Here is a 13467-nt window from a genome sequence, read left to right as displayed (position 1 = left end):
GTCCAGCAGATCCCCAGCTCCCAGCGGGTAGCGTGGGGAGACCAACCCCCGAGGAGCCACCCGGTGCAAGAATCGATCAACACGTACCTCCGCGAGGTCCTCAAGGAGTCCAGTGCGGATGTCAGCGGCAAGCTTGCCGCCTATATCCCCCGGCTGCGCGACGCCGATGAGAACCTGCAGGCGCTGGCCCTGGCGACCGCAGACGGCCAGGAATGCTCCGCCGGCGACGACGAGCACCTGTTCACCATCCAGTCGATCTCCAAACCCTTCGTCTATGCCCTCGCGCTGGATGACATCGGCCTGGACCGGGTACGCGAGATGGTCGGCATGGAGCCCTCCGGGGAGGCCTTCAACGAGCTCTCCCTCGAAGGCGGCACCGGGCGCCCGCTGAATCCGATGATCAACGCCGGGGCCATCGCGACGCACCACCTGGTGGACCACACCAGCCATGAGGAGCATCCCGGTGGCCGGGACAGCGCGTCGCGCACCTCAGAGGTGCGCAGCCGGACCACCCGGATCCTCGACGGCATGTCGGCCTTCGCCGGACGCGCACTCGAGATCGACTGGGACGCGGCGGAGGAGGAGTACTCCACGGCATACCGCAATATGGCGATCGCCCACATGCTGAAGTCCCACGGCTCGCTGGACACCGAGCCCGATGAAGCCGTCCGCGGATACATCGACCAGTGCTCGATCCTGGTCAACGTCAAGGACATCGCCCGGATGGCCGCCACGCTGGCGAACAACGGAATCAACCCGGAGAACGGTCAGCGCGTGGTCTCGGCCGAATCTGCCCGCACCACCTTGGGGATCATGGCGACCTGCGGCATGTACGACGCTTCGGGACGCTGGCTGACCCAGATCGGCATTCCGGCGAAGTCAGGGATCTCCGGCGGCATCATCGGGGTGCTCCCCGGCCAGGTCGGGATCGCCTCCTTCGCGCCGCGGCTCAATGACGAGGGCAGCAGCGTCCAGGGCGTGGCGATGTTCCAGCACCTCTCCAACGAGCTCTCGCTGCATCTGATGAGCAATGAGCGGATCAACGTCATCGAGGAACTGGAACGCCGCAGCTGAGCTGAATCTTCAGGCTCAGCCGCCGCCGGCCACCCCGAGTTCTCGGGCTCGGCCCAGGGTCAGGCGGCGGCCCCTCTGCCGCCTCCTGGGACGGGGTCTCGGCCTTCAGCGCGCCGTCGGGCCAGCACCGCGTGCGTAGGCGCCTCAGGGGTGCTCTGCGGGGCGCGGGCGGCCACCTCTCGTCGCAGGACCGGGACGACCTCCTCCCCCAGCAGGTCGATCTGCTCCAGCACGGTCTTCAGCGGCAGACCGGCGTGGTCGATGAGGAAGAGCTGACGCTGATAGTCCCCGGCGTAGTCGCGGAAGCTCAGCGTGCGCTCGATGACCTGGTCGGGGGTGCCCACGGTCAGCGGGGTCTGCGCGCTGAAGTCCTCCAGCGAGGAACCGCCGCCGTAGACCGGCGCCCGGTCGAAGTAGGGCCGGAACTCGCGGATCGCATCCTGGGAGTTCCGGCGCATGAAGACCTGACCGCCGAGTCCCACGATGGCCTGCTCGGCGGGCCCGTGGCCGTAGTGCGCGTAGCGGGAGCGGTAGAGGTCGATCATCCGCCCGGTGTGCTCCTTGTTCCAGAAGATGTTGTTGTGGAAGAAGCCGTCCCCGTAGTATGCCGCCTGCTCCGCGATCTCCGGGGATCGGATGGACCCGTGCCAGACGAAGGGCGGGATGTCGTCGAGGGGACGCGGCGTGGAGGTGAATCCCTGCAGCGGAGTGCGGAAGCGCCCGGAGAAGTCGACCTCGGTCTCACGCCAGAGCCGGTGCAGCAGCGCGTAGTTCTCCACCGCCAGCGGGATCCCTGCGCGGATGTCCTTGCCGAACCAGGGGTAGACCGGGCCGGTGTTCCCACGTCCCAGGGTCAGGTCGACCCGCCCCTGGGCAAGATGCTGGGCAAAGGCGTAGTCCTCGGCGATGCGCACCGGATCGGTGGTGGTGATCAGCGTGGTCGCCGTGGAGAGCTGGATCCGGTGCGTCTGCGCCGCCAGGTAGGCCATGAGGATCGGCGGGTTGGCCGGCGCCACGAAGGGCGGGTTGTGGTGCTGGCCGACCGCGAAGACGTCGAGTCCGACGTCTTCGGCGCGTCTGGCGATGGCCACCAGCGAGTTGATGCGCTCGTGCTCGGTGGGGACCCGACCGGTGGTCGGATCCGGTGTCATGTCGCCGATGCTGAATACGCCGAACTGCATGGCTGCTCCCTGCGCCGTCCTGGGTGACCCTGCCGTGCCGGCCACTGATTGAAATTTGTACGACATCAACCATAACCGGCACCCGCCATTCGGCATTCCCCGCTCCGGAGGCCCGCCAACCTTCGGAGAATGCGCCCGCGGCGCGAGAAAGCCCCGGCCTCCTGAAGGAGTCCGAGGCTTTCTCAGGTCTCAGCCGCGAACGGCTGGGGTGCTGCGTGCTGCTTACTTCGAGCCGACGACCTGAAGGTCGAGGGTCGCTGAGACATCAGCGTGCAGGCGGACAGTCGCCTTGTAGTTGCCGACTGCCTTGATGCGTGCGGGGATCTCGACGGTGCGCTTGTCGATGGAGCCCAGGCCGGAGGCCTCGACTGCATCGGCGATCTGTGCGGAACCGACGGTTCCGAACAGGCGACCGGAGTCGCCGGTCTTCACGGTGATCTTCACGGGGGCAGACTGCAGCTTGGTGGCCACTGCCTGTGCTTCCTCGACCGTTGCGATCTCGCGAGCCTTGCGAGCGGAGCGCAGGCGCTCCACATCCTTTTCGCCGCCCTTGGTCCAGGCCATTGCGAAGCCACGCGGCAACAGATAGTTGCGTGCGTAGCCGCTTTTGACGTCGACCACATCTCCGGAGGCGCCGAGACCGGTCACTTCCTGAGTCAGGATGAGCTTTGCCATGGGTTGTTCCTTTCCTTCCCAGTCAGTCCTGGATCAGCCGCGGCCTGCGCCGGCGTACGGCAGCAGTGCGACTTCGCGAGCGTTCTTGATCGCCTGGGCGATCTTTCGCTGCTCCTGGACAGTCACGCCGGTCACCCGGCGTGCGCGGATCTTGCCTCGGTCGGAAATGAACTTCCGCAGCAGAGCGGTGTCCTTGTAGTCGATGACCGTGATGTCAGCAGCCTTCAGCGGGTTCGCCTTGGGCTTTGGCTTCTTGAGTTCAGCCTTTGCCATCGTGGTGCTCCTTTTCATTCTCGGAGCCCGCACCTGTGGGATGCGGGATGGTGAATAGTGTGTGAGTTCAAGCCGCTGTTCGCGGGCTTGAGGAGCGCGTGGCGCTTCTCAGGCTCAGAACGGTGGCTCGTTGTTGTCAGGGGTGCCCCAGCTTCCGCCGCCGGAGGGCTGGCCGCCCCACGGATCCTGCGGAGCGGAGTCGTTGCTCCACCCGCCGGAGCCGCCGGATGACGCGCCGCCGCCGGAGCCTCCTCCACCGAAGCCGCCGCCGGAGGCCGCGCCGGCGTTGCCGCCGGTGTTGCCTCCGCCGAAGCCGCCTCCGCCGCTCGGACGGCCGCCTTGGCCGCCGCTCGAACGCTGGACGCTGGCAGTCGCAAAGCGCAGCGAGGGACCGATCTCATCGACGTCGAGCTCCCAGGAGGTGCGGTTCTCCCCCTCCTTGGTCTGGAACGACCGAGCCTTCAGGCGGCCCTGCGCGATCACGCGGGTGCCCTTGGTGAGTGACTCAGCGGCGTTCTCTGCGGCTTCACGCCACAGGGAACAGCGGACGAAGAGAGTCTCTCCGTCCTTCCACTCGTTTGCTTGACGGTCGAAGAACCGCGGCGTAGACGCGATGGCAAAGTTGGAGACCGCGGCACCCGAAGGGGTGAAGCGGAGCTCTGGATCTGCCGTCAGGTTGCCTACAACGGTGATGATGGTCTCGCCGGCCATGGAAGTGCTCCTTGGTTGCTGGTTCGCCCTGACAGGTGGATGGACCACCTGGAGGATTATTCGATCTTCTGTTCCTCGGGGCGGGTGATCTTGGTGCGCATGATCGTCTCGTTCAGGCGCAGCAGTCGGTCGAGCTCGGCGGCGGCGTCGGGAGTCGAGTGGAAGTTGACGACGGCGTAGACCGCTTCCGTCTTCTTCTGAATCTCATAAGCCAGGCGGCGACGGCCCCAGACATCGACGTTGTCCACGGTGCCGCCGTCCTTCTTGACGACCTCCATGTACTTGCCGAGAGTCGGTTCCACGGTGCGCTCGTCAACCTCGGGGTCGACGAGCACCATCAGTTCATAGTGACGCATTGTGTTAACCCACCTCCTTTGGCCTTGCGGTCACGGGATTTCCGTAACAGGAGGGTCTATCTGCATCTGCATCTGAGCCCGTCCGTCCGACCCTCGGCATGAGGGCAGGATGAAACCAGGTCAGACAACCTGCATCATGATACCGGCTTTGCGCCAGCGTGACGAACGGGCCTGTTCAGCTGTGGAGATCGCGTGTGGGGTCGAGGGCGAGCTCAGCTGTTCAGCTCGGTGGTGAAGAAGCTCGCCACCGCGTCCCGCAGATGCTCGACGTCCTCGACCCCGCACATCTCCCGGGCCGAGTGCATCGAGAGCAGCGCGATCCCGACGTCGACGGTGCGGATCCCCAGCCGGGTGGCGGTGATCGGGCCGATGGTGGAGCCGCAGGGGAGGTCGTTGTTGGAGACGAACTCCTGGGTGGGGACGCCCGCGGCGCGGCAGACCTGGGCCCACATCGCCGCCCCCGGGGCGTCGGTGGTGTAGCGCTGGTTGGCGTTGATCTTCAGCAGCGGACCGCCGTTGGGCAGCGGGCGGTTCGCCGGGTCATGGCGTTCGGAGTAGTTCGGGTGCACCGCGTGTCCGGCGTCGCTGGAGAGATGCCAGGAGGCGCTCAGCGCCTGCGCCCGCTGGGTGGCGGTGGCGCCGGGCTGGCCCGCCGCACGGCCGAGCCCCTCATAGATCCGGCCCAGCACCTCTTCCAGGAACGGCCCGGCCGCACCGGAGCGCGACGCCGAGCCCAGCTCCTCGTGGTCGAAGGCGGCGAGCATCGGAATGACCGCACCGGTCTCGGCCTCCTCGGCGGTCCCGATCAGGGCGCTGAGCCCGGCGTGGACCGAGGAGAGGTTGTCGAGTCGGCTCGAGGCGAGGAACTCCTGTGCCGCACCGAAGGTCGCCGGCGCCTGGGCGTCGGCGAGCACCACGTCGTAGCCGTCCACCTGGGCGGGGTCCACCCCGGCGGACTCCGCCAGCAGGGCCAGCACGTCGGCGGCCGCGGCCTGCTCGGTGGAGCCGGCGAGCCCCAGGATCGGGCTGGTGTGCGCCTGCTTGCCCAGCTTCAGCCCCTCGTTGACCTGACGGTCCAGGTGGATGGCCAGCTGCGGGATCCGGGCGACCGGGCCGGTGGCCGCCAGGTGAGTGGCCCCGTCACGGGTGACCAGGCGCCCGGCCAGGCAAAGCTCACGGTCCAGCCAGGAGTTCAGCAGCGGTCCGCCGTAGACCTCGACGCCGGCCTGCAGCCAGCCATTGCTGATCAGCGTGGACTTGGGCTTGAGCTTGAACCCGGGGGAATCGGTGTGCGCACCGAGGATCCGCAGCGGGGTGGTGGGTGCGGCGCCGGTGGGCACCACCCAGGCCAGCACGGCGCCGTCACGGACCACCACATGGCGACCCGGCTCGGTGGGCCAGTCCTGATGCTCGCCCAGCTGCGTGAATCCGGCGCTGACCAGGCGCTGCGCCGCCACGGCCGCCGCGTGATACGACGAGGGCGAGGCGCTCACGTAGGCGGCCAGATCTTCGATGAGCTCTTGTGCTGTCATGCCCGCCATCCTAATCAGCGGCCCCGACTCCGCGGAGCCGGAGCGGCACTAGAGCGGCCCGAGGAGTCCGGTCTGGAACACATAGACCACTGCCTGCACCCGGTCTCGGAGCTGCAGCTTGGTCAGGATCCGGCGCACGTGGGTCTTGACCGTGGCCTCGGAGAGGAAGAACTTCGCCGCGATCTCAGCGTTGGAGAGGCCCTCCGCGACGGCGAAGAGCATTTCGGTCTCACGCTGGGTCAGCGGCTCACGCGGGATTCCGTCATCCATCGCCTCAGCGATCGCTCGCCCATCGGGCAGGGGCCTGACGGCAGCCCCGGCAGCCCCGACAGTCCCGGAAGTCCGGGCAGTCCGGGCAGTCCGGGCACCGCCGCGCGCTCCGCGAGCCGCCCCGGCGCCGGGGCGCTCCGGTGCTGCAGGTTCGGTCGGGGCCCCGCCGCGCAGATAGACCTCCAGCAGCCGCTGGGTGATCCGCGGGGCCACCACCGCGTCGCCCTCTGCCACCACCCGTACGGCGTGGACCAGGTCCTCCGGGGTGACGTCCTTGAGCAGGAAGGCACTGGCGCCGGCCTGAAGCCCGGAGAAGGCGTACTCGTCCAGGTCGAAGGTGGTCAGGATGATCACCCGGGTCTGCGGGAACTGCGCGACCACCTTCGTGGTGGCCTCGATGCCGTCCATCCGGGGCATCCGCACGTCCATGAGCACCACGTCTGGACGTTGCGCCGGGGTGAGCGCCTGCAGCACCTGCAGCGCCTCGAGCCCGTCCGCGGCCTCGGCCACGACCTCCAACTCCTCCTCGCCCTCGAGGATCAGCCGGAAGCCCATCCTCAGCAGGTGCTGGTCATCGACCAGCATCACCTTCAGCGGACCCGTCCTGGGCTCCGCCTCGGGCGGTGCGGCCTCGGTGCGCGGTGGGCGTGCGGCGTCGTCGTCGTCGATGTTTCTCACCTGGTCATCCCTTCTGCGGCGGTTCCAGCACCGCGCGCACCATCCAGCCCCGGCGCGCTGCCGGGCCTGCGTAGACCGAGCCGTTGTAGAAGCCGGCGCGCTCCTCCATGCCGTGGATTCCCTGCCCGCTGCCCACCGATTCGCGGCGCTCCCCATGGGTGGGGTGCACTCCGTCATCGGTGATCGTGAGCACCACCTGCCCGGCGGCCGGCATCCCCAGCGCGGCCTGGTCCGCGGCGCTGAGTCCCTCGCCGCGCAGCCGCCGAGCCTCTTCCGGATCCGGGCCGGGGCGGTGCTCGATCTGCACCGACACCTCGGTGACCTGGCGGCCATAGCGCAGCACATTGGTCAGCGATTCCTGGATGATCCGGTGCACGGTGAGGCCGAAGCCGGCGTCCTCGGGCAGGGAGGGTCCGGTGAGGCTCACGGTCAGCGGAAGGCCCGCCTGGCGGAAGTTCTCGTAGAGGTCCTCCAGCGATTCTCCGATCGGGCGCCGGGCGGCCCCGACGTCCTGACCCTCTCGCAGCACCCCGATCACCCGACGCATGTCCCCCAGCGCGGTGCGGCCGGTCCCGGAGAGCTCCTCCAGGACCTCTCCGGCGCGGTGCGGATCCTTGCGCGCCACGATCCGGGCACCATCGGCCAGGGAGATCATCACCGAGAGGGAATGGGCGATCACGTCATGCATCTCCCGGGCGATCCGATTGCGCTCGGCCACCTGGGCCAGCTGCTGGCTGCGTCGGGCCCACTCCAGGACCTCCTGCTCGTGGCTGCGGCCGCGGCGCACGGCCGCGCCGATGCCGGCGGAGCTTCCGACGCTGAAGAACATCGTGACCGCCAAGATGCTCAGCGACTCGAACTCGCTGAGTCCCATCGGATGGTAGTAGTTCTCCATCCACCAGCTGGGCCCGTGGCTGGAGGTCCAGATGTCGATGCGCAGAAACGACAGATAGCCCAGCACGGTGGCGGGAAGCCCGGTGATCAACCCCACCAGCAGCCCGCGCTGGAGCGCCACGGCGTAGGCGGCGAAGCACAGTCCCAACATCTGCACGCCCTGCCAGGGGTAGAAGAGCAGCAGCGCCGCCTCGGCCCCGGCGACGACCGCGAGCACGGTGAGCGGGCGGGAGCGGCGGAAGCACAGGGCCGCCGCGATGACGACGTAGCCGCTCAGCAGCCACAGCGCGCCGCTGCCCAGATCGTAGAACGCGTAGGGGTAGACCCACAGGGTCAGCAACACATAGACACCGACGACCACCGCGTTCATCCACTTCGGATGCCGCCGGAACCATCCGCGCAGGCCGCGCCGGCGGACGATGGCGAGCTCCTCGAAGCCAGGCGGCATCGACTGCCCTGCGGGGGATTCAGACAGCGCCGGGGTGATCACGGCATCGACTCTACCGAGCCGGGCGACCCCGGGCTCAGGCATCACGTCGGGTGAACAGCAGCCATCCCGGGATCAGGACCACGCCGGCCCAGACCAGCAGCAGCGTGCCGGCCAGGGGCACCGACAGGTCTGTGGCCATCGAGGCGCTGCCGGCGATGAACTGACGCTGCAGCGCGAAGATCTCGAAGCGCATCAGCTCCTCGACCCAGCGGGCACCGTCCGTGAGCGCCAGCAGCAGACCCAGCATGATCGGTCCGCTGAACAGCAGCAGGCAGTAGCCGACCACCGCCCCGGCGGTGCTGCGCAGCAGCGCGCCGAGACCGAACCCGATCGAGGCGATGATGATCACCACCGCCCAGTGGCTGAGCACCATCCACCAGAGCTCGGGCTCCAGCAGCGGGGGCATCACGTCATGGAAGCCGGCGAGCGGCAGCAGGACCAGGACGCACAGCGCCATCAGCGCGGCGGTGATCGCGGCGATGAAGCCGCAGACCGCGAGCAGCTTGGCGGTGAAGAACATGGTGCGGTTCGGCACTGCGGCCAGCGAGGACCGGATCGAGCCCGAGGCGTGCTCGGTGGTGATCGCGACTGCGGCGAGCGCACCCATCAGCAGGGTGACCAGGGTGAAGCTGGAGAAGGCGTTCTCGAAGAGGCCGAGTCCGGTCAGCTGGGCACCGGCGCCCTGGAGCGAGGGATCGGAGAGCAGGTAGCGGGTGCTGAAGACGGTGGCGATCAGCGTGATGATCATCAGCCCGAAGGCGGCCAGGCAGAGCCACCAGTTCAGCCGCAGGCTGGTCAGCTTCAGCCATTCCGCGCGCAGCGCCCGGGAGAAGCTCACCTCGGCGGAGCCGAGCGCCGCGGCTGCGGCGTCTGCAGCCGGAAGGTCCTCGGTGGCGGGGTCGGTGCTTCCCGGGGCGCGGGAGGTGTTGGGGTTCATCTGAGTCCTCCGGAACGGTGTTCGACGTAGTCCCCGGTCAGCTTGAGATAGGACTCTTCCAGGGAGGAATGCAGCGGGGCCAGCTCGTGGAGCACCACGCCCAGCTCCAGCGCCCGACGGCCGATGCTTCGGGCATCCATGCCGCGCACCTCGAAGGTCTCGGCATCCTGGGAGATCAGTGTGATGCCGGCTCCGGCCAGGGCGGCCATGAGCGCCTGGGAGTCCTCGGTGCGCACCAGCACCCGGGTCTCCCCGGTGGCGTCGATGAAGTCCCCCAGCGGCTGATCGGCGATGATCCGCCCCTGCCCGAGCACGATGAGGTGATCAGCGGTCAGTGCCATCTCTGACATCAGGTGCGAGGAGATGAACACGGTCCGGCCCTGGGCGGCGAGTCGGCGGACCAGCTGGCGGACCCAGCGCACACCTTCGGGGTCCAGACCGTTGATGGGCTCGTCGAAGATCAGCACCCCGGGGTCTCCCAGCATCGCCGCGGCGATGCCGAGCCGCTGACTCATCCCCAGGGAGTAGCTCTTGATCCGCCGGGAGGCCACGGAGCTGAGCCCGGTCATCTCGATGACCTCCTGGACCCGGGTCTTCGGGATGGCGTGGGTGGCGGCCAGGATGCGCAGCTGCTGCTCCCCGGTCCACCCCGGATGGCTCGCTCGGGCGTCGAGCACCGCCCCGACCTCGCGCAGCGGTGAGCGGTGTTCGGCGAAGGGTCTGCCGTTGATCGTGATCTGCCCGGCGCTGGGGCGGTCCAGCCCCATGGCCAGCCGCATGGTGGTGGACTTCCCGGCCCCGTTGGGACCCAGGAAGCCGGTGACCCGGCCCGGCTCCAGCGCGAAGCTGATCCCGTCCACCGCGGTTCGCTCACCGTAGGTCTTGCTCAGTCCGCTGGCTGTGATCATGCCTCCACGCTAGGTCCGCGCGGTGCGGGGCGCATCAGGCTGAAGGATGACTCTGCGCCGGTTTCACGGGAAACGGTGTGACGGCGTAGGTCCAGGCGCGCAGCGGAGCTTCTACGGGTCCGCGGTCGAAGAATCGCAGCCACAGGTGCGAGAGCCCGAGCTGTCCCAGCCAGAGCACGACGACGACGGCGCCCACCTGGCTCGCGCTCAGCTCTCCGGCCAGTCCCAGGCCCAACGGCGAGCCCAGCGCGGAGAAGAGCAGCGCCAGCACCAGGGACTGGCCCAGGTAGTTGCTCAGCGACATTCGCCCGGCCGGGGCCAGCACGCGCACCAGCCAGCCGAATGCCCGGTGGCGCAGGATCAGCAGCGCCGCGAGCACATAGCCGGTGGCCTGTATCGGTCCGGCGAGGAAGATCAGCCCGGCGCTGAGGGTGTCGGTGCCCAGTCCGTCGGCGCTCGCGTCCCCGCCCCAGACCATCCAGGCGGCGGTCACGCTGAGCGCACCTCCCACCACGAGAGCGGGCAGCATGATCGAGACGAGCCGCGTCGTCGTGATCTCTCCGGCGATGATGCGTTCGAGCATCCGGGCCCGTCCGATCACCAGTCCGAGCAGGAACGCGGCGAAGGCGATCGGTCCCTGCACCAGGAGCATCGAGGGCGCCACCAGCGCGTAGGCGCTGAGCTGGAAGGCCAGGTAGCTGCCCAGCCCGCCGGCATAGGCCCCGCGGGCCTCCTCGCCGGCCAGGATCAGTCCGGAGCTCTCCATCGCCTCGGGGCTCATCGCGGCGGCGTCCATCATCGGGGAAGACTCCAGCCACCAGGTCAGCGCGCCCAGGCCGAGGATCGCCAGCGCCACCACGGCCCAGAGCGCGGCGGCGAGCAGCACCGCCGCGCGGGTGCTGATCCTGCGCATGCCCAGCAGCGCGAAGCCGAGCACGGCATAGGCCAGCAGGATGTCGCCGACGAAGAGGAAGATCCCGTGCAGCACCCCGAGGATCGCCAGTGCGGTGAAGCGGCGCTGCGAGCGGGAGACCTCGCTGACTCCGGCGCGATGCGCGGCGCTCCACTGCAGCACGAAGGAGAGTCCGAAGAGGAAGGAGAAGATCACATAGGACTTGCCCTCGAAGATCGCCGTGGCGGCGAAGGCCACCCACTGGTCAGCACCGGCGAGCGCCCCTGCGTCCGCTCCGGTGGCGCCCTCGGTCAGCCCGGCGGAACGCCCGCCGCCGGTGAGGTTCTCCGGAAAGGCGAAATACCAGATGTTGACGGACAGGATCCCCAGCAGGGCCAGGGCGCGCAGCGCGTCGACGGCGTGAAGTCTCTCCATCCCCCCAAAATACCGGGACCTGCGCGTATCGCCCCACCTGAATCCGCTGGACACGATCCTTCTGGTGGAGCACGCAGGCCCGGAGGAGGAGGTGGGGCTATAGGGTCACCAGACACCATCAAGTCTCAGGAGTTTCTTTGGGCACCATACTGACCATCACCGGAATCGTCGTGATCCTGGTGGGCCTCTGGGACATGTTTCACCAGCTTCTGCACCCCCGCGGGTCAGGTCCGCTGAGCAGCCTGGTCTTCTCCGCGACATGGAAGATCGACCGGGCGACCAGACGCCGACTGAGCTGCGCGCTCGGTCCGGGCACGATGGTCGCCGTGATCATGCTGTGGGTGCTGATCCAAGGGGTGGGCTGGGCGCTGATCTACTACCCGCATGTCCCTGCCGGGCTCCTCTATGCCGATGGCGTGAACCCCGGCGACTACTCGACCTTCGCCGAGGCGCTCTACATCTCGCTGGTCTCGCTGGCGACGCTCGGATTCGGCGATGTGGTCGCCGTGGAGCCGTGGCTGCGGCTGGTGGCTCCGATCCAGGGACTCACCGGATTCGCTCTGCTCACCGGAGCGCTCACCTGGTTCATGCAGATCTATCCGCCGCTGCTCCGGCGCCGGACGGCAGCACTGATGCTTAACGCGCTGGAAGAATCCGGATTTCTGGAGAAGCTCTCCGCGCTGGCCCCCTCTGCGGTCCAGACCGAGCTCGACAGGTTTTCGGAGCAGATCGCGCAGATCTGTGTGGACCTCACCCAGCACAGCGAGACCTACTACTTCCGGGTCGACTCGGCCGCCGTGTCGATCTCACAGCACCTGCCCTATGCCCTCGCGCTGAGTCGAGCCGCGGCAGACAGCGGCTCGCTCGAGGTGCGGATCAGCGCAGCCCGGCTCGACTCACTGCTGGACCAGCTGGGCTCCACGCTGAGTCCCAGCTTCGTCCCCGGCAGGGACCTGGATGAGATCTTCGCGGCCTATGCCGCAGACCACTCCAGCGGCCGCTGATCGCCGTCGGAGGCCTGCCGGGACACGAGCTGACAGGTTCCTAGCGGTCGATCTCGCCGCGGATGAAGGCTTCGACCTTCTCGTGGGCGACGTCGTCATGGAACTGCTCCGGCGGGGACTTCATGAAGTAGCTCGAGGCGGAGAGCAGCGGTCCGCCGATCCCGCGGTCCAGCCCGATCCTCGCCGCCCGGATCGCGTCGATGATCACCCCGGCGGAGTTCGGCGAGTCCCAGACCTCCAGCTTGAGCTCGATGGACACCGGGGCGTCGCCGAAGTTCCGGCCCTCCAGGCGGATGAAGGCCCATTTCCGGTCGTCGAGCCACTGGATGTAGTCGCTGGGCCCGATGTGGACATCACGGTCGGCCAGCGGCGCGGAGGTGTTGGAGGTGACCGCCTGCGTCTTGGAGATCTTCTTGGACTCCAGCCGGTCGCGTTCGAGCATGTTCTTGAAGTCCATGTTTCCGCCAACGTTCAGCTGGTAGGTGCGGTCCAGGTGGACCCCGCGGTCCTCGAACAGGTGGGCCAGCTCGCGGTGCGTGATCGTCGCACCGATCTGAGACTTGATGTCGTCACCGACGATCGGGACCCCGGCGTCGGTGAACCTCTGCGCCCATTCGGGGGTGCCGGCGATGAACACCGGCAGTGCGTTGACGAAGGCCACCCCGGCGTCGATCGCGGCCTGGGCGTAGAAGCGGGCCGCGTCCTCGGAGCCCACGGGCAGATAGCAGACCAGCACGTCGGCCTGGGCCTGCTTCAGAGCGGCCACGACGTCCACCGGCTCGGCGGCGGACTCCTCGATGGTCTCCCGGTAATACTTCCCCAGCCCGTCCAGGGTCGGACCGCGCTGCACGGTGACCCCCGTGACCGGGACCTCGGCGATGGTGATGGTGTTGTTCTGCGAGGCGGTGATCGCCTCCGCCAGGTCCAGTCCGACCTTCTTCGCGTCCACGTCGAAGGCCGCGACGAAGCTGACGTCTCGCACGTGATACTCCCCGAAGCGCACATGCATCAGCCCGGGGACCCGCTGATCATCGGGGGCGTCCTTGTAGTACTCCACGCCTTGGACAAGTGATGCCGCACAGTTTCCGACGCCGACGACGGCGACTCGGATGGGTTGTTCTGCCAAAGGTTTTCTCCTTGCGGGTCTTGCAGCTCGG

At 68.1% G+C, this 13467-nt stretch carries 14 protein-coding genes; 2 read left to right on the top strand and 12 right to left on the bottom strand.

The window, feature by feature from the left end; all coding sequences use genetic code 11:
* Window positions 1–63: 63 nt before the first annotated feature.
* Window positions 64–1074: a glutaminase A gene (gene glsA, locus LTH96_RS10625; protein WP_241465702.1), complete on the top strand. Its 1011-nt coding sequence runs from the start codon at window positions 64–66 to the stop codon at window positions 1072–1074.
* A 59-nt stretch (window positions 1075–1133) separates the two neighbouring features.
* Here the strand turns inward: glsA and LTH96_RS10620 are convergent, their stop codons facing one another.
* From LTH96_RS10620 to LTH96_RS10570, 11 genes are all read right to left on the bottom strand, one after another.
* Window positions 1134–2255, bottom strand: coding sequence for an LLM class flavin-dependent oxidoreductase (locus LTH96_RS10620; RefSeq protein WP_241465701.1), 1122 nt, complete (start codon window positions 2253–2255; stop codon window positions 1134–1136).
* A 222-nt stretch (window positions 2256–2477) separates the two neighbouring features.
* Entirely contained in the window at window positions 2478–2930 is a 453-nt protein-coding gene (gene rplI / locus LTH96_RS10615) for a 50S ribosomal protein L9 (RefSeq protein WP_241465700.1), read from the bottom strand.
* A 33-nt stretch (window positions 2931–2963) separates the two neighbouring features.
* Window positions 2964–3203, bottom strand: coding sequence for a 30S ribosomal protein S18 (gene rpsR / locus LTH96_RS10610; RefSeq protein WP_036475751.1), 240 nt, complete (start codon window positions 3201–3203; stop codon window positions 2964–2966).
* 114 nt (window positions 3204–3317) lie between these two features.
* On the bottom strand, window positions 3318–3914 hold the full coding sequence (locus LTH96_RS10605; protein WP_241465699.1) for a single-stranded DNA-binding protein: 597 nt from the start codon (window positions 3912–3914) through the stop codon (window positions 3318–3320).
* Between the two features lie 56 nt (window positions 3915–3970).
* A complete protein-coding gene (gene rpsF, locus LTH96_RS10600; protein ID WP_241465698.1) occupies window positions 3971–4270 on the bottom strand; it encodes a 30S ribosomal protein S6 in 300 nt (99 codons plus the stop codon).
* Between the two features lie 212 nt (window positions 4271–4482).
* Window positions 4483–5802, bottom strand: coding sequence for a M18 family aminopeptidase (locus LTH96_RS10595; protein WP_241465697.1), 1320 nt, complete (start codon window positions 5800–5802; stop codon window positions 4483–4485).
* A gap of 48 nt (window positions 5803–5850) precedes the next feature.
* Entirely contained in the window at window positions 5851–6657 is an 807-nt protein-coding gene (locus LTH96_RS10590; protein ID WP_241465791.1) for a response regulator transcription factor, read from the bottom strand.
* Window positions 6658–6754: 97 nt separating this feature from the next.
* A complete protein-coding gene (locus LTH96_RS10585; protein WP_241465696.1) occupies window positions 6755–8176 on the bottom strand; it encodes a sensor histidine kinase in 1422 nt (473 codons plus the stop codon).
* Window positions 8169–9071: an ABC transporter permease gene (locus LTH96_RS10580; protein WP_241465695.1), complete on the bottom strand. Its 903-nt coding sequence runs from the start codon at window positions 9069–9071 to the stop codon at window positions 8169–8171. The genes LTH96_RS10585 and LTH96_RS10580 overlap by 8 nt, the downstream gene beginning before the upstream one ends.
* Window positions 9068–9979 carry an ABC transporter ATP-binding protein gene (locus tag LTH96_RS10575; RefSeq protein ID WP_241465694.1) on the bottom strand — a complete coding sequence of 304 codons (912 nt, stop codon included), beginning with the start codon at window positions 9977–9979 and terminating at the stop codon, window positions 9068–9070. Before LTH96_RS10575 ends, LTH96_RS10580 begins: the two co-directional genes overlap by 4 nt.
* A gap of 34 nt (window positions 9980–10013) precedes the next feature.
* The gene (locus LTH96_RS10570) at window positions 10014–11306 is read right to left on the bottom strand and encodes a DUF418 domain-containing protein (RefSeq protein ID WP_241465693.1); all 1293 of its coding nucleotides are present in this window, start codon (window positions 11304–11306) and stop codon (window positions 10014–10016) included.
* 137 nt (window positions 11307–11443) lie between these two features.
* On the opposite strand from LTH96_RS10570, the gene LTH96_RS10565 reads away from it, so the two are divergent.
* A complete protein-coding gene (locus tag LTH96_RS10565) occupies window positions 11444–12310 on the top strand; it encodes a potassium channel family protein (protein ID WP_241465692.1) in 867 nt (288 codons plus the stop codon).
* A gap of 40 nt (window positions 12311–12350) precedes the next feature.
* On the opposite strand, the gene LTH96_RS10560 is transcribed toward LTH96_RS10565, so the two are convergent.
* Window positions 12351–13436 carry an inositol-3-phosphate synthase gene (locus LTH96_RS10560; RefSeq protein WP_241465691.1) on the bottom strand — a complete coding sequence of 362 codons (1086 nt, stop codon included), beginning with the start codon at window positions 13434–13436 and terminating at the stop codon, window positions 12351–12353.
* Window positions 13437–13467: the final 31 nt, after the last annotated feature.

The sequence above is a fragment of the Nesterenkonia sp. LB17 genome (assembly GCF_022565915.1).
In the GTDB taxonomy this organism is placed as follows: domain Bacteria; phylum Actinomycetota; class Actinomycetes; order Actinomycetales; family Micrococcaceae; genus Nesterenkonia.
Note: the sequence above shows the minus strand (reverse complement) of the source record. Positions and strands in the feature narration are given on the sequence as shown.